This is a genomic window from Pseudomonas sp. LB3P14 (assembly GCF_054898045.1).
Window position 1 is genome coordinate 153,724 of sequence record NZ_CM142714.1, and the last position, 20,493, is coordinate 174,216.

The following is a 20,493-nucleotide window of genomic DNA, read 5'->3' on the forward strand; positions in this document are numbered from 1 at the left end:
ATCAGAGAGATTCTCAATGCCCGTAGTGATGCCCTGCAGTAAGCGTCTGGGTTCTTCCAGGCTGCGCCCGTTGTTGCACTTGAGCCTGTTGCTGAGTCTGAGTGCCTGTCCGTTGTTCATCACTGCCGGTTGGGCCGAAGACGGGCCTCGACGCAGTTATCAGGTGCCGGCAGGAAGCCTCAGCGCCGCGTTGACCCGCTTCGCCGGATTAGCCGGGGTCAACCTTTCGGTGGACCCCGCACTGGTCAGTGGTCGCAACAGCCCTGGTCTTTCCGGCGAATTCGCGGTCGAGGAGGGCTTTGCCCGGCTGTTGCAGGGTTCCGGTCTGCAACTGCAGCCGGTGGGCGAGCAGGCGTACATCCTGACCCCGGAGCCAGAAGGCAGCAGCCTGCAACTGGGCGCCACCTCGATTCTCGGTGCCACTGACTCGGCGGACGGCGATCCGTATGCCGGCGGCCAGGTTGCGCGCCGCGGTTCGCAAGGCTTGCTGGGCTCTAAAGACTTCATGGAAACGCCGTTCAGCATGACCACCTACACCAGCGAGGTGGTCAAAAACCAGCAGGCTCGTACCCTGGGCGACCTGATCGCCAGCGATCCCTCGGTTCGCGCCACCAACCCGGCGGGTGGGCGCTATGAGCAATTCACCATTCGCGGGTTGAGCCTGTTCAACAGTGATGTCGCCTACAACGGTCTCTACGGCGTCCTGCCGACCTATACGATCGACATGGAGATGGCCGACCGCGTCGACGTCATCAAAGGCCCGAGCCAGCTCATCAACGGCATCTCGCCGCGGGGCAGTGTGGGTGGCGGGATCAACGTGGTGCCCAAGCGCGCGACCGACAAGCCCATCACTTCGTTCACCGGCAGTTACGCGTCCGACAGCCAGGTCGGTGGGGCCGTGGATGTCGGCCGGCGCTTCGGTGAGGACAACAAGTTCGGTCTTCGTTTCAACGGCGTCAAGCAGTCCGGCGACACCGAATGGGATCACCAGAATGTCGACCGCGAGATGGCCGTGCTGGGCCTGGATTTTCGCGGTGAACGCCTGCGGCTCTCGACGGATATCGGGCGCACTGAGCGTGATACCGACGCCCCGCAGGAGCGCGTGCAAGTTGGCGCCAACGCGCAGGTTCCGCATGCCAGCGATGTCCGCCACAACTATGCGCAGCCCTGGAGCAAGGCGAGTACCAACGACACGTTCGGCACGGTGAACGGCGAATTCGATGTCAGCGATTCCGTCATGCTGTACGGCGGCGTGGGGGCGCGCAAAAGTAACCATGACTTCCTCCGGCATGCCGTTGCGGTCACCAACGACGCTGGCGATTTCAGCGTTCAGCCACGTGACTTCACCCGTGACGAAAATGTCCGGACGGCCACGGCAGGTGTGCGCAACTGGTTTCATACCGGCCCGGTGAGCCATGAAGTCAACCTGGCCGCCAGCTATTTCTACATGGACTTCGAAAATGGCGGTGCTCGCTATGCCGCGGCCCCCAGCAACCTCTATGACCCCGTGGTAACACCAACGCCTGTCAGACCCACGCGACAGGATTCGAAGGTCTACACCGAGAACCGCTCCACCGGTGTGGCGTTGTCCGACACCCTGGGTTTCTTCGATGACCGGTTGCTGTTGACCCTCGGCGCTCGCTGGCAGCGCGTGAAGGTTGACGACTGGACCGATAACGTCAGAGGCGACACCGCCTACGATGAGGAAAAGGTTTCGCCGTCGGGCGGCATCCTGTTCAAGGCAACCGACAAGCTGTCGCTGTATGCCAACTACATGGAAGGCCTGAGCCAGGGCAAGATCGCACCGTCGACCTCGGTGAACGAGGACGAAATCTTCCCGCCGTTCATCAGCCGCCAGGTCGAGGTCGGCGCCAAGTATGACGCCGGTGCGTTCGCCGTCACCGCCGCTGTGTTCCGGATCAAGCAGCCGGCCTACGAGACCAACGCCACGACCCGCGTCTTCGGCCCGAACGGCAAGCGTGAGAACACCGGTGTGGAATTGAGTGTGTTCGGTGAACCGCTCGATGGTTTCCGTCTGCTCGGCGGTGTCATGTACATCGACAGCGAGTTGAGCAACACCACCAATGGCACCTTCGACGGCAACCGGGCACCGGCCACGCCGAAATACAACGTCAACCTGGGCGCCGAGTGGGACGTGCCGACCGTGCAGGGCCTGACCCTGACCAGCCGCGGCATCTATTCCAGTTCGCAGTACCTGGACCAGTCCAACAACAAGGAAATCGACTCCTGGGAGCGTTTCGACGTGGGCGCACGTTACGCCTTCAAGGTCGAGGAAAAGAACATCACCCTGCGTGCCAATGTCGAGAACGTGGCGGACAAGCGCTACTGGAGTTCGGCCGGGGCCTCGGATGACAGCGAGCCTGGCTTGACGCTGTCGACCCCGCGCACCTACCTCCTTTCGGCGACCGTTGACTTCTGATCCACCCGTGTCATGCGCCCCAGGGATCGGGGCGCCATCGTTGGACCATGACCTGTTTCATATAGTGGAAGGACATATGCACCCCATCAGTTAATGAACATTCAAGACACTTGCGTATAAGTCGCTATCTGTCGGTAGCCTATACCGAAGTTGTCAGTTGCATTAAATGATCATGGCTAGATCATGGCACTTCCGGAGTTCATACCAGGTTTATTAACTTGGTTTTTTGCGTGTCTGATTATTTTTAAAATAGTTCAAATCGCTATATGTAAATTTCCAAATCGGTTGTAAGAATTAGTTGCAACAACTTGTTAATGAGAATAAGTTGCATATCGAATTTAACGAGGGTGAAGCGATGTTGAATGATGGCGTATTGCACTCTAATCCTTTGCAAAAAACCAATGCCGACTATTTGGCTCGACAAAGCAAGTTCGAATCTAATGTCCGCAGTTATCCACGCAAGTTGCCGCTGGCCATCGCCAAGGCGCACGGGCTCTGGGTTACTGATGTCGAGGGCAATACTTACCTCGACTGCCTGGCCGGCGCCGGCACGTTGGCCCTGGGGCACAATCACCCGGCCGTCATGGCCAGCCTCGACAGCTTCCTCGCCTCAGGCCTGCCGATGCACACCCTGGACCTGACCACCGTGGTCAAGGACGCCTTCAGCGAAACACTGCTCGGCCTGTTGCCGAACCAGGGCCGTGATTACTGCCTGCAATTTTGCGGGCCGTCCGGGGCGGATGCGGTGGAGGCCGCGCTGAAGCTGGCCAAGACCTACACCGGGCGCAACAACATCATCAGTTTCTCCGGGGCCTACCATGGCATGACCCACGGCGCCCTGGCCCTGACCGGCAACACCGCGCCGAAAAATGCCATCGCCAGCCTGATGCCCGGGGTGCAGTTCATGCCGTACCCCCACGAATACCGTTGCCCGCTGGGCATTGGCGGTGAGGCCGGGGTCGAGGCCTTGACCCACTATTTCACCCAGTTCATCGAAGACGTCGAAAGCGGCGTGTCACTGCCGGCGGCGGTCATCCTTGAAGCGGTGCAGGGTGAGGGCGGGGTCAACTGTGCCCCGGCGAGCTGGCTGCGGGCGATCCGCGAGGTGACGCGCAAGCACGGCATCTTGCTGATCCTCGACGAAGTGCAGACCGGTTTCGGCCGCACCGGCAAGATGTTTGCCTTCGAACACGCCGACATCGAGCCGGACCTGATCGTCATGTCCAAAGCGGTCGGTGGCGGTTTGCCCATGGCGGTGCTGGGCATCCGTCGTGAATTCGACGCCTGGGAGCCTGGCAACCACGCCGGCACCTTCCGCGGCAACCAGATGGCCATGGCCGCCGGGCTGGCCACGTTGCAGGTGCTGCAACAGCAAAACCTCGCCGCCCAGGCCGAGCGCCGTGGCCAGTGGCTCAAGGACCGACTGATCGAGTTGCAGGCGCATTATCCGGCCCTCGGCCAGGTGCGCGGTCGCGGCCTGATGCTGGGCATCGAGATCGTCGACGAGCGCCAGCCGGCTGATCGTCACGGGCATTTCCCGATGGACCCGGCGCTGGCTGTGGCCATTCAGCAACAGTGCTTCAAACAAGGCCTATTGCTGGAACGCGGCGGGCGCAAGGGCAATATCATCCGCTTGTTGCCGCCATTGATTATCGACGATGAACAATGCCAGCAAGTGATCCAGCGTATTGATAACGCCGTGGCGGCAGCTTTATTGCAGTTGCGCCCTTGAATGAATCAATTGAAGTTGTGTAAATAACTCGCTGAATAGCAGTTTGATGGCATTGGCTCAAGTCACTTTGATAGTCGTCCGATTATGTAAAAGGTTTAGCGAAGTGATGTCGTTACGTGGGGTTTCGTCGGCCGTTAAACAGGTCGATCAGCAACTAATTTATTCACCATATAACGTGTCCAGTGGCCTCGCGGGCTACTGTGGAGCACCCATGAATCATCCAGATCGCAGTGTTTTATCGAATATGGTCAGTGAATTGGCGACGACGCGCGCGTTGCTTAATTGTTTGATCAAAGAATTCGCCTTGCCGGAAAACTGCCTCCGTTACAGTTGGCCGACGCAGATGCAAGGTATCGCCCCGGGCAGTTACCTTGAGGGCCTGGAATGGAGGGGCATTCCCCTGACCATCAACCTGCCCAACCAGCAGCAGTTCTTTGTGATGGTGGACCGTCGTGATGGCCTTGGCAGTCATCGTTACCTGTCGGACGTCTATGCCCGGCGCGGTGAGGGCGACTGGTCGTGCCTGAGGTTTGCCGAGTTCGTCGAGCAGTTGCTCGCGGCGTGCGAACACATGACCCGCGCCAGCAACGACGAGTTGCTGGATCAGGTGTTGCAAAGCCAGTTGCTGACGGCGGCCATCGTCGCCCACAACATGGACGGCCAGCACCCGGCACCGCTCAGCGGTTACCTGGCCAGCGAGCAGGGCTTGTGGTTCGGTCATCCGAACCACCCGGCACCCAAGGCGCGCCTGTGGCCAGCTCATCTGGCCCAGGAAACCTATGCCCCGGAATTCCAGGCCCGCACGCCGTTGCACTTGTTCGAGGTGCCGCTGGAAGGATTGAGCGTCGGGGCCAACGGCCTGAGCAAAGCCCAAGTGCTGGCCGGTTTTGCCGATCAAGCACAGGCGCGGCCAGGGCACGCGATTATCTGCATGCATCCGGTACAGGCCCAGCTGTTCATGCAGGATGGCCGGGTTCAGCATCTATTGAAATCCGCGGCCATCGTCGACCTTGGCGCCACAGGGCTGATGGCCAACCCCACTGCGTCCATCCGGACCTGGTACATCGAGGGCCATGAGTTCTTCATCAAGGGCTCGCTGAACGTGCGCATCACCAATTGCGTCAGGAAAAACGCCTGGTACGAACTGGAAAGCGCACTGATGATCGACCGAGTCTTTCGTAACCTCCAACTGACCCGGCCCGAGACCCTTGGCGGGCTCTCGGTGGTGGCCGAACCGGGCATTCTGAGCTGGGCGCCGCAACAGGCCAGCGAAGCCGATAACCACTGGTTCCGCGAACAGACCGGGGCGATCCTGCGGGAGAACTTCTGCCTCGACACCGGCACCGACTGCAGCATCATGGCCGGTACGTTGTTCGCTCGTGGCCTGCATTTACCGCCGTTGGTGCATGAGTTCCTGAGCCGGTTCAACGGCAACGACATCCACGACCAACAGCTGTTGAGCTGGTTCGACGACTATCAGGCGCTACTGCTACGGCCAGTGCTGGCGCTGTTCTTCAATCACGGCATCGTGATGGAGCCGCACTTGCAGAACAGCGTGCTGGTGCATGACAACGGTCGTCCACAACGCTTGCTCCTGCGGGATTTCGAAGGGGTCAAACTGACCGACGAACTGGGTGCTTCGCGGATCGACGCAGACGTTCATCCACGGGTGCGTGAGTCGCTGCTCTATTCCCGCCAGCAAGGCTGGAATCGCATCGTCTATTGCCTGTTCGTCAACAACTTGTCCGAGGCTGTGCTGGCCCTGAGTTGGGAACGTCCGCACCTGGCGCCGTTGATGTGGCAACGGGTGGAGCAGCAATTGATCAGGATCCGCGCCGAATTGACCCTTGCTGCACCGGAGTTGGACGCACTGATCGCCGGTCAGCCGATTGCCTGCAAAACCAACCTTAAGGTCCGCCTGGCGGCCAAGGCCGATCGCCAGGCCAGCTACGTCAGTCTGGTGTCCCCGTGGGGCAAGGAGGCCAAGCATGGATAAGTTGCCCGAAGCGGTATTGGCCGCCATCAACGAAGCCCGCACGCAGCATGAAGATCCGTTGGCGCTGTTCATCTACGACCTGGACGCGCTTAAACAGCACGTGACGCAGGTGATGGCGGCGCTCCCCGAAGGCGTGGAGCTTTACTACGCCATCAAGGCCAACAGCGAACCGCAGATAGTCTCCGCCGTGGCGCCGTTGGTGCACGGCTTCGAGATTTCCTCCGGCGGCGAGATTGATCGTCTCCAGGCCTGCCCGACGCGCAAGCCGTTCATCTTCTCCGGCCCCGGCAAACTGGATTCCGATCTGCATTTGGCGCTGCAACACCAGGTCGAAGCCATTCACATCGAAAGCCTGAATGAAATTGTCCGTCTGCAGCGGCTGGCACTGGAAGCGGGGCGGGTGCAGGACGTATTGCTGCGGATCAACCCCGAACTGCCGTCGCCGCTGTCCAGCAAACTGGCGATGGCCGGCACGGCCACACCGTTCGGGATCGATGAGTCAGAACTGGCCCAGGCGGTAAGCTGGGTCGATAACGCCAGCCACCTGCGGCTCAAGGGCTTCCATGTGCACGCGATGTCCCATCAGTCGCTGGTGGAGCGCCATGAACAATTGCTTGATCTGTACCTGCAACGCTGGCCGCAATGGAAGGCGTTGTCGGCCAATCCCACGGCGATCACCCACCTCAATGTGGGCGGTGGCATCGGTGTCAATTACCTCGGGCCGCAGCAATTCGACTGGCAGCGCTTGTGCGTGCATCTGGGGCAGAGCCTTGCAGCGTGTGCCGATGCGCCCATCGTGCGCTTTGAGCCCGGTCGTTTCATCAGCGCCTTCTGCGGCTACTACGCCATTGAAGTGCTGGATAAGAAAACCAGTCACGGCAAACACTTCCTGGTCTGTCGGGGCGGCACCCATCAGTTCCGTTTGCCGGTTGCCCAAGGACATGATCACCCGATCATTCATCTCCCCCGGCATCGCGTAACGCCAACAGCCACACAACAGGACTGGACCGTCGTGGGGCAGCTCTGCACGCCCAAGGATGTGCTGAGCCGCGATTACCCGCTGACTGGCGTCGAAGTAGGCGACATGCTGGTGCTGCCGCTGGCCGGTGCCTATGGCTACAACATCTCCCACGCCGACTTCCTCTGTCATCCGCGACCACCGCAGGTGTTCCTGCACGCTGCCGGAGTCGCACCGTGGGATTGACGGTTACCGCACCGCGCTGGTTGGTGGTGGTCAATGTGCTGTTGGGCACGCTGACGGTCAGCCTGAACAACAGCTCCCTCAATCCAGCGTTACCAGCGTTCATGGAGGCTTTTCAGATAGGTCCGCTGTTGGCCACCTGGATTGTGGCTGCGTTCATGGTGAGCATGGGCATGACCATGCCCCTCACCAGTTTTCTCAGCCAGCGGGTGGGGCGCAAATCCCTCTATTTGTGGGGCGTGGCGTTGTTTGTCTGCGGCTCGTTGCTCGGGGCGCTGGCCAACTCCATCGCGCTTGTGATTGCCGCGCGCGTGGTGCAAGGCATCGCCAGCGGGCTGATGATTCCGCTGTCTTTGGCGATCATTTTTTCGGTGTACGCCAAAGGCGAGCGGGGCAAGGTCACTGGCCTGTGGGGCGCGGCGGTCATGCTGGCGCCGGCATTGGGGCCCTTGTGCGGCAGCCTGATGCTGGAGTGGTTCAGTTGGCGCTCGCTGTTCCTGATGAATGTACCGATCGGCCTGCTGGCGCTGATCCTGGGTGTCGGTGTGCTTCCGACCTCTGACGCGTCAGAGCGCAAACCCTTCGACCTGGCGGGTTACCTGCTGATTGCGACGGGCATCGGTCTGCTGATGATTGCCGTTGGCCGTCTGCGCCACGCGCAAGCCCTGACCGATCCTTTCAACCTCGGCATGTTGCTGGTGGCGATCCTGTGTCTGGTGGCGTTTGTGCGACTGGAACTGAACCGGACTTCGCCATTGCTCAACCTGCGCATCTTTGCCCTGCGCGGTTATCGCTTGAGCGTGATCATCGCGGTGGTGCAGTCGGTTGGCATGTTCGAATGCCTGGTGCTGCTGCCGCTGCTGGTGCAAGTGGTGATGGGCTACAGCGCTATCTGGACCGGCTTGTCTCTGCTGTGCACGGCGATGTTCGCCAGCCTGTTCGGGCATCTTGGCGGCAAGTGGCTGGACCGCCATGGCCCGCGCGGAGTGGTGCTCTGGGGGCTGCTGCTGACCGGGGGCGCCACGCTCGGATTAGGCATGCTGGGGGCTGGCGCTTCAATCGGTGTGGTGTTTTTTCTGATGATGGTCCGCGGCGCCGGGCTGGGCCTGTCCTATATCCCCATCACCACCGCCGGGCTCGATGCGCTGCCTGAGCCGATGGTCACTCAGGGCGCGGCGATGAATAACATTTCCCGTCGTCTCTTCTCGTCACTGGCCATCGTGATTGCCTCGCTCTGGCTGGAGTTTCGCCTGGCCGCCGAGACGGGAGGCGGCGTTGTTTCGGTAGCGACCCCAGGGGCGATCAGCGAGGTCTTCATGGCCACCGGCATCCTCATTCTGCTGGCATTGCCCTGTGCCTGGCGTTTTCCAGTTCCCGCATCCGACGAGCCGGCCGAGGCACTGCCCTCAGCTCTCGAACACCGTTAATTCTTTTCACGGACAAGGTTATGACTATGGCGACTTCTTCACAGGCAACACATCAGGCTGCGGATTCAGCGCCAGGCGTCTGGCTGGCGACGGCCGATCCGCGCCACTATCAGCAAGTGGAGCAGCGCGTGGTGGGCCAACTGCTGCAAACGCTGCTGTATGAAAACGTCCTGCCGTATCGCCCTTCGCCCCTCGATAGCGGCCAGCACCGTTTTGTCGTCAGTGCCATCGATGCGCAACAACAACCGGTGGAGTACCACTGCAGCGGATTGCTCAGCACCAGCTTCGAGCTGATCCGCCTCGACTACGCCAGTCTCGAGCGCGTAGATGCATTGGGCGCGCGCAGCCGGCCGCACCTTCATCAGGCATTGGCGGAGCTGCTGAGCGAACTTCAGGGCAGCCCGCACCTGCCACGCTTCACCCATGAGCTTGAACAGACCTTGCTCAAGGACCTGCAATCGCGCAGTCAGGGTTATCAAGCGGCCCGACCAAGCCATCAACTGGACGTCGATGCGCTGGAACAGCACTTTATGGATGCCCACAGCTATCACCCCTGCTACAAATCGCGCATCGGATTTTCGCTGAAGGACAACGCCAGTTACGGGCCGGAATTTGCCGCATCCATCGCCATTGTCTGGCTGGCAGTGGCCAAATCCTGCGGGGCGATGAACATTTCGCAGCACCTGGATTACGACGGGTTTATCCAGCAGGAATTCGGGCTTCAGCGCTGGCAGCAACTCGCTGAGCGCCTCACCGACCAAGGCAAGTCGATGGGCGATTACTGGCTGATGCCGGTGCACCCGTGGCAGTGGGAAAACGTCATTGTTCCCGTGTTCTACCCAGAACTGGTCAGCGGCGAGGTGATCTATCTGGGCACCACGGATGATCGCTATCAGGCGCAGCAGTCGATCCGCACCCTGGCCAACGTCAGTGAAAAACAGCGGCCTTACGTCAAGCTCGCGCTGAGCATGACCAATACCTCCAGCACCCGAATTCTGGCCCGGCATACGGTGATGAACGGCCCGATCATCACCGACTGGTTGCAGCAGTTGATCGGCAGCGACAGCACCGCCCGTGACCTCGGTTTTGTGATACTCGGAGAGGTGGTCGGCGTCAGTTTTGACTACGATCACCTGCCCGCCACGCGGATGTCCCAGGCCTACGGCACGATGGGCACCCTATGGCGCGAGAGCATTCACCAGTACCTGCATGACGACGAGCAGGCGGTGCCGTTCAATGGTTTGAGCTCCGTGAACAATCGCTACGGCTCGGGTGAACAGAGCCCGTTCATCGATGCGTGGATTACTCAATACGGCCTGCACGCCTGGACCCGTCAACTGTTGCAGGTGGCGGTGTCGCCGATCATTCACATGCTCTACGCCGAAGGCATCGGCATGGAATCCCATGGGCAGAACATCGTCCTGATCGTGAAACAGGGCTGGCCGCAACGCATTGCCCTGAAAGACTTCCATGACGGCGTGCGCTATTCACCGCAGCACTTGGGGCGCCCCGATCTGTGCCCGACCCTGGTGCCGCTGCCCGCCAGCCACGCCAAGCTCAATCGCAACTCGTTCATCCTCACCGACGACCTGGATGCGGTACGGGATTTTTCCTGTGATTCGTTCTTTTTCATCGCCCTGGCCGAAATGGCGATCTTCCTGCATCAGCACTATCAGCTCGAAGAAGCCCTGTTCTGGCAGATGACCGCCGAGGTGATCAGCGCTTACCAGGTCGAACATCCGCAACACCGCCCGCGTTATGCAGCGTTTGATGTCTTCGCGCCTTTCTATGAAGTGGAAGAGCTGACCAAGCGCCGCCTGCTGGGCGACGGCGAACGTCGTTTCAAATCGGTCCCCAATCCGCTGCACGCGTTCCGGCCGCAATCATGCTGAGGACCAATCTGCTCAAGCAGAAGCTCAGAACAGGTGAGCCGGTCTACGGCCTGATCAGCTCGATTCCGTCGCCAGCGGCCATCGAACTGATTGCCGAGGCCGGTTTCGATTTTGTGATCATCGATATGGAACACGTGCTGATCAATCCCGAGACCGTGGAGAACATGATTCGCACCGCCGAGAGTTACGCGCTGACCCCGCTGGTGCGGGTGGCGGACCTCAACCCGAAAACCTTGCTGCGCCTGCTCGATGGCGGCGCCCAGGGCATTGTGTTGCCGATGATCGAAGGCCCTGAACCGCTGGCTGAGAGCATTCGAGCCTGCAAATACCACCCGCAGGGCACCCGCAGCCTGAACGCCGGGCGCCCCGGCGCCTTTGGCAAACACAGCCTGGCGGAGTACGTCGCGCTGGCCAACGAGCAGGTCATGGTCGTGGCGATGATCGAAAGTGCCGAAGGTGTGCGGTGGGCGGCAGAGATTGCCGCGGTGCCTGGCCTGGACATGATTCTGGAAGGGGCCGCCGACTTATCGCAATCGATGGGCATGCCCTGGCAGATCGACCGGCCCGAGGTGCAGCAAGCGCTGCTCTCCAGTTGGCAGGCAGCCAGCGCCGCGGGCGTGCCGTACTGCGCCATTCCACGCCAGCCGGGCGACCACGAACGGTGGTTGGCTCGCGGCGTAAAAAGCTTTGTTTTGGGTGACGAGCGTGGCATCGCTTTTCGTGCCCTCCAGGCCAGATTGGCCGCCACTTCAGCAGAAGGAAAATAGTCGGATGAACTTCACCGCAATGGCCGCCGACAGGGTGATGCAGGATCTGGTCGATTGTTTGCTGGCCGAACATTTTTTCGGTACCGAGCCGCTGAACCTGGTGGCGCCCTCGTCATCGGCTGATCAGCCATTTACGGGCCTGAGCGCCGGGCAGCGGATCTGGGAATGGCCCAGTGAACCGCAGGGTTGCATCGTCATTGCACTGCGTCCCGGCACTACCCAGCAATGGGAAAAAGTACCGGGCACGCCGGTATGGGCGCGACAGAATGACCAGCTGACGACGCTGACACCCGAGGCCTTCACGACCCAGGTATTGGCCGGGATGACCGATCGCTACCCGGACAATGAAAAAGGCTTCGCCCTGTTTCTGGATGTGCTGCGCACCAGCGTCAGGCAAACCGAGTTGTCCCTGGCCCATCGGGTTGACAGAGAACGCTTGCTGGAAAAAGACAACGCGGACTTCTTCCTGACCATGGAGCAGTGGGCTTCGCTGCGTGATCGTCCCTACCACCCGCTGGCCAAAGCCAAGCAGGGTTTGAGCGAAACCGAATATCAGCAGTATCAGGCGGAATTTGCCCGTCCGGTGGCGCTCAATTGGGTCGCGGTCGACCGCACGTTGCTGCAGTGCGGCGACGGCGTGACGGACCTGGCGCAGAGTTATCCCGCCCACTACCTGTTGCCGCCGCTGTTGCAGGCCAGCTTGCAACAAGAGCTGCAGCAGCGGGGCATTGCCCAGAGCCACATCGCGCTGCCGGTGCATCCGTGGCAGTTTGAACACGTGCTGGAGGCGCAACTCGGCGATGCCTTAGCCAAGGGTGACTGCCATCGACTGGACTTCACCGAGGGTGATTTCTTCGCCACCTCGTCGTTGCGCTCGATGACGCCGTGCTTCAACAGTGCCGATTACCTCAAGTTGCCCATGGCGATCTATTCGCTGGGCGCTTCGCGTTATCTGCCCGCCGTAAAAATGATCAACGGCGGCTTGAGCGAGGCGCTGCTGCGTCAGGCACTGAGCAAAGATCAAACGCTGCAGCAGTCCCTGCATCTGTGCGACGAAACCAAATGGTGGGCATTCATGCCGCCGGACGCGACGCTGTTCGACGAAGCGCCGCGTCACCTGTCGGCCATGGTGCGCGGCTATCCACCCGCGCTGCTCGAAGATCCGGACACCCGACTGGTGCCCATGGCCGCCCTCGGCACGCCGCTGCCCGGCAGCGACCAGCACTTTTTCGATGACTGGATGGCCTACCGTCAATTGCCGGCCAACGCCGGGTCGGTGATGACGCTGTTCCGCGAGCTGTGCCACAGCTTCTTCGATATCAATCTGCGAATGTTCCGCATCGGCATGCTGGGGGAAATTCACGGGCAGAACGCGGTGCTGGTGTGGAAGGCCGGTTACGCCCAGGGCCTGCTGTTGCGCGATCACGATTCGTTGCGCATCTTCGTGCCGTGGCTGGAACGCAACGGCCTGGCCGATCCGGCTTACCGGCTGAAGAAAGGGCACGCCAACACGCTGTACCACGATCGCCCTGAAGACCTGCTGTTCTGGTTGCAGACCCTGGGTATTCAGGTCAACCTCCGCGCCATCATCGATACGCTGGCTGAGGTCTACGCATTGCCGGCGACCCAGTTGTGGACGGCGATGGGCGAGGTGCTCAACGAGTTGATCGACACCATCGAGTTTGACGCCGAGGCGCGGATCATGATCAAGCACCAGTTGTTCGAAGCGCCGCACTGGCCGCAGAAATTGCTGCTCACCCCGATGATCGAGCGCGCGGGCGGCCCTGGCAGCATGCCGTTTGGCAAAGGGCAGGTGGTCAACCCGTTTCACAGGCTCGATCGTAATGCCTGAACCGCGACGTCATCCCTCCAGGCGCGCGCTGTTGCGCCTGTCCCTGGGGGCGCTCGCCCTCAGGTTATCAGCGCCGGCGTGGGCCGAGGCCGGCGCCGCGCCGTTGCGGGTGATCACCCTGTTTCAGGGTGCCACCGACTGCGCCGTGGTGTTGGGCGTGACGCCGTGTGGCGTCGTCGATTCCTGGAGCGAAAAACCGACCTATCGCTATTTGCGCACGGCACTGGACCAGGTGCCCCATGTCGGGCTGGAGACCCAGCCGAGTCTTGAAGACATCGCGCTGCTCAAGCCGGACTTAATTGTTGCCTCGCGCTTTCGCCATGAGCGCATTGCACCGTTACTCAGGCAGATCGCCCCGGTGCTGATACTGGAGGAAGTGTTTGAATTCAAAAAGACCCTGGCGCTGATGGGCGCTGCATTACACCAGCAACAGAGGGCCGACGAGATTCTGAACCGATGGCAGCAGCGCGTGGCACAACTGTGTGAGCAACTGCAGCAGACATTTGCCGGACGCTGGCCACCCACGGTGTCGATTCTGGATATCCGCGAAGACCACATCCGCAGTTACCTGCCGGCGAGTTTCCCGGGCTCGGTGCTCACCGAACTGGGATTCAACTGGAGCGACACCAGCCGAGAGGCAAACGGGGTGTCGATCAAACTCACCAGCAAGGAGAGCCTTGCTGTGGTGAATGCCGACATCTTTTTTGTCTTCCTGCGCGCGCAGAACGCGGCGGTGCAGCGAAACTTCGACAGCCTGGTGCAACACCCGCTGTGGAAGCAGATGCGTGCCCCGCAGCAAGGGCAGGTGTGGCAGGTCGATGGCGTCGCGTGGAGTCTGTCGGGCGGGATGCTGGGGGCGAACCTGATGCTCGACGACGTTGCCCGCGTGGCTGCGGCGCAGGTGACCTCATGAGCCCCGGAGTAAAACTGTGCAGCGCGGGTGTCGTGTTGCTGCTGTGCTGCGTGTTGAGCCTGGCGGTCGGCGCCACCTGGATTCCACTGCCACAGATTGCCGCGGCGTTTGTCCATCCCGACCCGCTGAGTATCAGTCATGTACTGGTGACCACCACGCGTCTGTCGCGCACCCTGATGGCGATTTCCGTCGGCGCCAGCCTGGCGGTCGCGGGTGCCCTGATGCAGGCACTGACGCGCAATCCGTTGGCGTCACCCGGGTTGTTCGGGATCAATGCCGGCGCGACTTTTTTTATCATCCTGTGTTCCTCGATCTTCTCGCTGTCATCCCCGGATGCCTGGCTATGGTGTGCGTTCATTGGCGCTGCCGTGGCGGGTTGTCTGGTGTGGCTGATCGGCAACATGGGGCAAGGCAGTCTCAGTCCGCTGCGCATCGTGCTGGCGGGCGCGGCGATCGCCGCGCTGTTCTCCGCCTTCAGCCAGGCGCTGCTGGTGGTGAATCAGGATGGACTGGACACGGTGCTGTTCTGGCTGGCCGGCTCGTTGACCGAACGCAGCCTGTCGACCGCTACACCCTTGCTGCTGTGTGCGGTGCTCGGGGTGGCGGGGGCGCTGTTGCTGGCCGGGCAGCTCAACGTGCTGAATGCCGGGGAAGAGATTGCCACGGGGCTGGGCCAGCGAACCGGTTTGATCCGGCTGCTGATGAGCGTGCTGGTGATCTGTCTCGCGGGCAGTGCGGTGGCGTTGGCCGGCAGCATCGGTTTCATCGGTCTGCTGGTACCGCACATGGTGCGCAAGGGCTTGTCCATCGACCATCGCTGGTTGCTGCCTGGGTGTGCGCTGCTCGGCGCCATTCTGCTGCTGTTGGCAGATACGCTGTCGCGGGTATTGATCCTGCCTCAGGAGGTGCCGGTGGGGGTGATGACGGCGCTGTTCGGCGCACCGTTCTTCATTATGTTGGCCCGGCGTGGAGGTCGTTATGGATAAGGTGGTGACCTGGCGCCAAGGCGGGTATTCCCGGCGGGTCAACCTCTCCACATGGTGGCGGCTGGCGGCGGCCCTGATGCTGACGGTGCTGGTGATGCTCGGCTCGTTGTCGCTGGGGAAAGTCAATCTCTCGCCCCTCGAGGTGATGCGAATCCTGTTTTCCAGTCAGGACGCGAGCCTGACGTTGATTGTCGAGCAACTGCGTTTTCCACGCATTGTGCTGGCGGCGCTGGTGGGGGCGGCGTTGTCGGTGTCCGGGCTGATCCTGCAAAGCATCATCCGCAACCCGCTGGCATCGCCGGACCTGCTCGGCATCACCAGCGGTGCCAGCGCCGCGGCGGTGCTTTATCTGTCGTTTTTGTCCGCGACGCTGGGGCAACAGTTTCTGCCCCTGGCCGCAATGTTCGGTGCGGCTCTGGCGACACTGGCCATTTATCTGCTGGCGTGGAAGCAGGGGGCCTCGCCGTTGCGGCTGGTGCTGATTGGCGTGGGCGTCTCGGCGATGTTGACGGCCGCGACCACGTTCATCCTGGTCTTCAGCCCGCTGACCACCACCCTATCTGCCTACGTTTGGCTGACCGGTAGCGTGTACGGCGCCAGTTGGCCCGAACCGCTGGCGCTGGCTGGCTGGTTGTTGGGCATTTGTCCGCTGCTGGTGCTGCTGGCCCGTCAGGTGATGGTGCAACAGTTGGATGACAGCCTGGCCCAAGGCATCGGCGTGCGCGTGCAATGGCTGCGGGCCGGTTTGTTGCTGGTCAGTGTGGCATTGGCCGGTGCAGCCATTGCCTGGGGAGGGGCGATAGCGTTTGTCGGGCTGATCGCGCCGCATATTGCCAAACGCCTGGTGGCACCCGGTTTCGGTGGACAGGCCGTGATGGCAGCCCTGGTCGGGGCAAGCCTGGTCATGCTTGCGGATTTGGTCGGGCGCACGCTGTTTTTGCCCCTGGATCTACCGGCCGGGATCTTTGTAGCGGTGCTGGGCACACCCTTTTTTCTCTATTTATTGATTAAACAGCGTCATTAAGGAATTCAACGTATGACGTCGATTGCAAGTCGCGGCCTGACCCTGAGTTATCAGCGCCAGGTGATTATTGACGCGCTGGACATGCAACTGCCCAAGGGCAAGATCTCGGTGCTGATTGGCAGTAATGGCTGCGGCAAAAGTACCTTGCTCAAATCCTTCGCCCGACTGCTGAAACCGCAGCAAGGCTCGGTGATTCTCAACGGTGTGGATATCCAGCAAAAATCCACGGCGGCGGTGGCGCGCGAGTTGGCCATCCTGCCCCAGACGCCGACGGCGCCGGAGGGTATTACCGTTCGCCAGCTCGTGGCCCTGGGCCGATACCCGTATCAGAGCTGGATGCAGCAGTGGTCGGCAGAGGATGAAACCATGGTCAATCGCGCGCTGACGCAGACCAGTCTGCAGGCGCTGGCGGATCGGCCGGTGGATGCCTTGTCCGGCGGGCAGCGCCAGCGTGCGTGGATCGCCATGACCCTGGCCCAGGACACCGGCATTGTGCTGCTGGATGAGCCGACGACCTTCCTCGACCTGGCTCACCAGATTGAAGTGCTGGACCTGCTGCGCGACCTCAACCGGCTCGAGAACAAAACCATCATCATGGTGCTTCACGATCTCAACCTGGCCTGTCGCTATGCGGATCATATGGTCGCGGTGCATGACCGCACGGCGTTTGCCCAGGGCCGGCCTGAGGACGTCTTGACCCAGGCGCTGGTCAAAACCGTGTTCGACCTTAACTGTCGAATTATTCCTGACCCGTTTTTTGGTACGCCGATGTGCATCCCGTTTGGTCGGGAATTGCCGCAATGAGTCTGGCTCACCACTTCACCGCGCAAGAGTGGAGCGTGCTGGGCGGCGGGTTGCGGTTGAAGGACAGCGCCGAGCGTGACCCGTTACGCTCGCTGATGGCGCGTGACCTGTTGCAGGAAGATGTGTGCGAGCGTTTGCTGGACGCATTGAGCCCGGTCATTGGCTCACCGTCGCGGGCGATCACCGCCTCGCTGCTGGGCAAGCGCCTGTCATTCCTGGCAACCGGCGCCTGTTTGTACGCCATGTCGGTGTACGACAAAGGACTGCTATTGTCGCCGGACAACGCAGTGATCGAGTACGGCCACGATGAGGGGCTGTGGACGTCTTCGATGCCGCTGGTTCACTCCCCGCCGCTGGCGTATGGGGCCGGTGAGCGCGAGGTCTGGCGGGAAACCCTGGTGCAGGCACTGTTTGCCGGACTGCTGAAACCGTTGTGGCAAACCTTCAACCGTGTGAGTGGCGTTTCACGGCGCATCTTGTGGGAAAACACCGCGGTGCGCGTGTATTCGTTGTATGAAAAACGCATGGCAAAAATCGACGAACCGTCGGTGCGCGAACGCTATGAAGCCGACTTCAGGTGGTTGATGACCCAGGCAGAACCTGCGCTATTCGGCCTCGATTACAACCCGCTGAGCCACTTCCGTCGTCCGCCGACACTGCTTGACGAGGGGCAGCGCAGTATTCGCTTTCGGCGAACTTGCTGCTTCTACTACCTGGCTACTGAGCCTGCTGAATATTGTTCGACCTGCCCACTGCTGCGCCCGGGAAAATGCCGATGAGTTATCAGATTGCCGCGCGCCAACAGCTCGTCAGCCCGGAGCTGCTCCACGCCTACCGGTCGATCCCTTCGTCAACCATCGGCCACTTTTCCGATCGTGGCTTCCTGCGCGGGGTCAAACCGCTGTTCAACAACATTCGCATGGTCGGCAATGTCGTCACCGTCAAAGTTTTCCCGCCGGATGGCAGCATTCTGCGTGAGGCCTTGTTGCTGAGTGAGCCGGGCGACGTGCTGGTGATCGAGTGTGTGGGCGACGAGGAGTGTGGTTGCTGGGGCGAACTGCGCACCCTGGCCGGGCTGATCAAAGGGTTGGCCGGAGTGGTGGTGTCGGGTGCGGTCACGGATGTCAACGCATTGCGTCTCCATGGTTTGCCGATCTTTTGTCGGGACGTCAGTGCGTACACGACTCGCGGTATTGGCGCCCATGGGGAAGTCAATCAGTCGATCAGTGTGGGCGGGGTTCAGGTGCGGCCGGGGGACTTGGCCATTGGTGATGATGACGGTGTCTTCATCCTCGATGCCCGACATGCGGCCGAGCTGCTTCCCGAGCTTTTGGCCAAAGAGGAAATGGACCAGCAGCGCAGGGCCGAATTCTTGCAGAGGCTCGATCAGCGAAAGAGTTGACTTCCCGAGCTGAAATGAAAAGGGGCAACTGTGCAGTTGCCCCTTTTTTGCGTCTATCGGTCAGAAACCGAATTTGTCCCGCAGTCCGTAATACCAGGCGCCCAACGCAGCAAACGGTGTGCGCAGCAGTTGTCCGCCGGGGAACGGGTAGTGGGGCAAGTCGGCAAACGCGTCGAAACGCTCGGCCTGGCCACGCAACGCTTCGGCCAGCACCTTGCCCGCCAGGTGCGTATACGTCACGCCATGGCCGCTGCAACCCTGGGAATAGTAGATGTTGTCGCCCAGGCGTCCGACTTGAGGAAGTCGCGACAAGGTCAGCAGGAAATTGCCGGTCCAGGCGTAATCAATCTTCACGTCCTTGAGCTGCGGGAAGGCCTTGAGCATCTTCGGCCGAATTATCGCCTCGATGTTCGCCGGATCCCGCGCGCCGTACACCACGCCACCGCCGAAAACCAGGCGCTTGTCGCCGGTCAAACGGTAGTAGTCGAGCAGGTAGTTGCAGTCCTCGACGCAGTAATCCTGCGGCAACAGGCTCTTGGCCAATGCTTCACCCAAAGGTTCAGTGGTGATCACCTGAGTCCCGCAGGGCATCGATTTGGCGGCCAGTTCCGGCACCAGATTACCGAGGTACGCATTGCCCGCAACGATGATGAACTTGGCCCTGACCTTGCCCTGAGGCGTATGCACCACCGGATTCGCGCCGCGCTCTATGCGCACCGCCGGCGACTGCTCATAAATGGCGCCGCCCAACGACTCGACGGCCGCCGCTTCGCCCAGCACCAGGTTCAATGGATGTATGTGCCCGCCGCTCATGTCGAGCATGCCGCCGATGTATTGATCGCACGCGACCACTTCACGGATGCGACGCTGATCCATCAGTTCAAGCTGCGTGTGACCGAAACGCTCCCACAGACGCTTCTGGGATTCCAGATGGCCCATCTGCTTGGCAGTAATGGCGGCGAATACACCACCGTCCTTCAAGTCGCACTGGATATTATATTTGGCGACCCGCTCACGAATGATCCGCCCGCCCTCGAACGCCATCTGCCCCAGCAGCTGCGCTTGCTTGGGCCCGACGCTGCGCTCGATCACATCGATGTCGCGGCTATAACTGTTAACGATCTGGCCACCGTTGCGCCCCGACGCACCAAAACCTACCTTCGCGGCTTCAAGCACCGTGACCCGGAAACCGTTTTCCAGCAGGAACAGGGCAGAGGACAGACCGGTGTAACCGGCGCCGATCACACAGACATCAGTCTCTACGTCATCCTGCAGGGCCGGGCGCGGCGGAACCGCATTGGCCGATGCGGCGTAATAGGATTCCGGGTAGGGTGTGTTCGCCATCCTGCAGCCTCTGTTTAATATATTTTACGAGTGCATCGATCCTACCCGAGATAAAAATCGACCGCCAGCCACCGCAAAATCTTCTTTGCAGCGCCAAAATTAAATATTTTGCATATTCATAGGGTTAGCTCGAAAAAAGGTGTTGACACCCCTTCGGAATTCCGTAGAATGCCGCCTCACAGCAGGCACGTAGCTCAGTTGGTTAGAGCACCACCTTGACATGGTGGGGGTCGTTGGTTCGAGTCCAATCGCGCCTACCAAACAAAATCCGCTCTGCTGGGCGGTCTAGAAGGGCTCACCGAAAGGTGGGCCCTTTTTTGTTGGGCGTCATTTGGAAAAACATTGGAAACGGTTTGGAAAAACGAACCACCTTCAACGCGTCAAATCGGCTTTCACCTTCATGTAAACCACTGCGTCATCGCCGTGGCCCGCCTGGTAATGCTCAGTCATCTTCACGTCGGCATGACCCATCCACCCTGTATGTATTCCTGTGCAAAACCCTGCTGCTCGTACAGCCAGGCGCCGAGTGCACGGATCTCGTGAAAGGTGGGACGCTCACCTGCGGGTAACTCTTCGTAGGCCTTCGAATCGTCCCGCGCCTGGGCGAATGACATGGTCAGGTAGTCCGCCGTCACAGCGTTCCAATGCAATTTGGCGTCGAGCTGGGTATGGACATGGAGGTCCTGATGGCGGAGGCGGGCAAGGCGGCGGGG

16 protein-coding genes and 1 tRNA gene are annotated in these 20,493 nt (G+C 60.8%); 15 read left to right on the plus strand and 2 right to left on the minus strand.

From position 1 onward, the window contains the following. Positions 1–16 precede the first annotated feature (16 nt). The 14 genes from ACYZT5_RS00740 (at position 17) to ACYZT5_RS00805 (ending at position 18,436) form a co-directional block, all read left to right on the plus strand. The gene (locus ACYZT5_RS00740) at positions 17–2,440 is read left to right on the plus strand and encodes a TonB-dependent siderophore receptor (protein ID WP_462049350.1); all 2,424 of its coding nucleotides are present in this window, start codon (positions 17–19) and stop codon (positions 2,438–2,440) included. A 355-nt stretch (positions 2,441–2,795) separates the two neighbouring features. Continuing rightward, positions 2,796–4,172 (plus strand): diaminobutyrate--2-oxoglutarate transaminase, encoded by a 1,377-nt coding sequence (locus ACYZT5_RS00745; protein ID WP_462052359.1) that lies wholly within the window; start codon positions 2,796–2,798, stop codon positions 4,170–4,172. 211 nt (positions 4,173–4,383) lie between these two features. Further along, positions 4,384–6,168, plus strand: a complete 1,785-nt coding sequence (locus tag ACYZT5_RS00750; protein WP_462049351.1) for an IucA/IucC family protein — start codon at positions 4,384–4,386, stop codon at positions 6,166–6,168. Then, entirely contained in the window at positions 6,161–7,372 is a 1,212-nt protein-coding gene (locus ACYZT5_RS00755) for a type III PLP-dependent enzyme (RefSeq protein ID WP_462049352.1), read from the plus strand. The genes ACYZT5_RS00750 and ACYZT5_RS00755 overlap by 8 nt, the downstream gene beginning before the upstream one ends. Next, positions 7,369–8,796 carry a DHA2 family efflux MFS transporter permease subunit gene (locus tag ACYZT5_RS00760; protein ID WP_462052360.1) on the plus strand — a complete coding sequence of 476 codons (1,428 nt, stop codon included), beginning with the start codon at positions 7,369–7,371 and terminating at the stop codon, positions 8,794–8,796. The genes ACYZT5_RS00755 and ACYZT5_RS00760 overlap by 4 nt, the downstream gene beginning before the upstream one ends. A gap of 26 nt (positions 8,797–8,822) precedes the next feature. Next, a complete protein-coding gene (locus ACYZT5_RS00765) occupies positions 8,823–10,688 on the plus strand; it encodes an IucA/IucC family protein (protein WP_462049353.1) in 1,866 nt (621 codons plus the stop codon). Next, positions 10,682–11,455 (plus strand): HpcH/HpaI aldolase family protein, encoded by a 774-nt coding sequence (locus ACYZT5_RS00770; protein WP_462049354.1) that lies wholly within the window; start codon positions 10,682–10,684, stop codon positions 11,453–11,455. Before ACYZT5_RS00765 ends, ACYZT5_RS00770 begins: the two co-directional genes overlap by 7 nt. A gap of 4 nt (positions 11,456–11,459) precedes the next feature. Next, a complete protein-coding gene (locus ACYZT5_RS00775) occupies positions 11,460–13,307 on the plus strand; it encodes an IucA/IucC family protein (protein WP_462049355.1) in 1,848 nt (615 codons plus the stop codon). Continuing rightward, the gene (locus ACYZT5_RS00780) at positions 13,300–14,220 is read left to right on the plus strand and encodes an ABC transporter substrate-binding protein (protein WP_462049356.1); all 921 of its coding nucleotides are present in this window, start codon (positions 13,300–13,302) and stop codon (positions 14,218–14,220) included. Before ACYZT5_RS00775 ends, ACYZT5_RS00780 begins: the two co-directional genes overlap by 8 nt. Further along, positions 14,217–15,206, plus strand: coding sequence for a FecCD family ABC transporter permease (locus ACYZT5_RS00785; protein WP_462049357.1), 990 nt, complete (start codon positions 14,217–14,219; stop codon positions 15,204–15,206). The genes ACYZT5_RS00780 and ACYZT5_RS00785 overlap by 4 nt, the downstream gene beginning before the upstream one ends. Then, entirely contained in the window at positions 15,199–16,230 is a 1,032-nt protein-coding gene (locus ACYZT5_RS00790) for a FecCD family ABC transporter permease (RefSeq protein WP_462049358.1), read from the plus strand. Before ACYZT5_RS00785 ends, ACYZT5_RS00790 begins: the two co-directional genes overlap by 8 nt. 12 nt (positions 16,231–16,242) lie before the next feature. Next, positions 16,243–17,034 carry an ABC transporter ATP-binding protein gene (locus tag ACYZT5_RS00795; RefSeq protein ID WP_056744436.1) on the plus strand — a complete coding sequence of 264 codons (792 nt, stop codon included), beginning with the start codon at positions 16,243–16,245 and terminating at the stop codon, positions 17,032–17,034. Continuing rightward, a complete protein-coding gene (locus tag ACYZT5_RS00800; protein ID WP_462049359.1) occupies positions 17,031–17,813 on the plus strand; it encodes an IucA/IucC family C-terminal-domain containing protein in 783 nt (260 codons plus the stop codon). Before ACYZT5_RS00795 ends, ACYZT5_RS00800 begins: the two co-directional genes overlap by 4 nt. Further along, positions 17,804–18,436: an RraA family protein gene (locus tag ACYZT5_RS00805; RefSeq protein WP_462049360.1), complete on the plus strand. Its 633-nt coding sequence runs from the start codon at positions 17,804–17,806 to the stop codon at positions 18,434–18,436. The genes ACYZT5_RS00800 and ACYZT5_RS00805 overlap by 10 nt, the downstream gene beginning before the upstream one ends. A 60-nt stretch (positions 18,437–18,496) precedes the next feature. Here the strand turns inward: ACYZT5_RS00805 and ACYZT5_RS00810 are convergent, their stop codons facing one another. Continuing rightward, a complete protein-coding gene (locus ACYZT5_RS00810) occupies positions 18,497–19,780 on the minus strand; it encodes an NAD(P)/FAD-dependent oxidoreductase (protein ID WP_462049361.1) in 1,284 nt (427 codons plus the stop codon). Between the two features lie 183 nt (positions 19,781–19,963). Between ACYZT5_RS00810 and ACYZT5_RS00815 the strand changes: the two genes are divergently transcribed. After that, positions 19,964–20,040: transfer RNA gene (locus ACYZT5_RS00815), tRNA-Val, on the plus strand. A 192-nt stretch (positions 20,041–20,232) separates the two neighbouring features. On the opposite strand, the gene ACYZT5_RS00820 is transcribed toward ACYZT5_RS00815, so the two are convergent. Then, complete coding sequence (locus ACYZT5_RS00820; protein ID WP_462049362.1) at positions 20,233–20,430, minus strand: hypothetical protein; 198 nt, start codon at positions 20,428–20,430, stop codon at positions 20,233–20,235. Between the last annotated feature and the right edge of the window lie 63 nt (positions 20,431–20,493).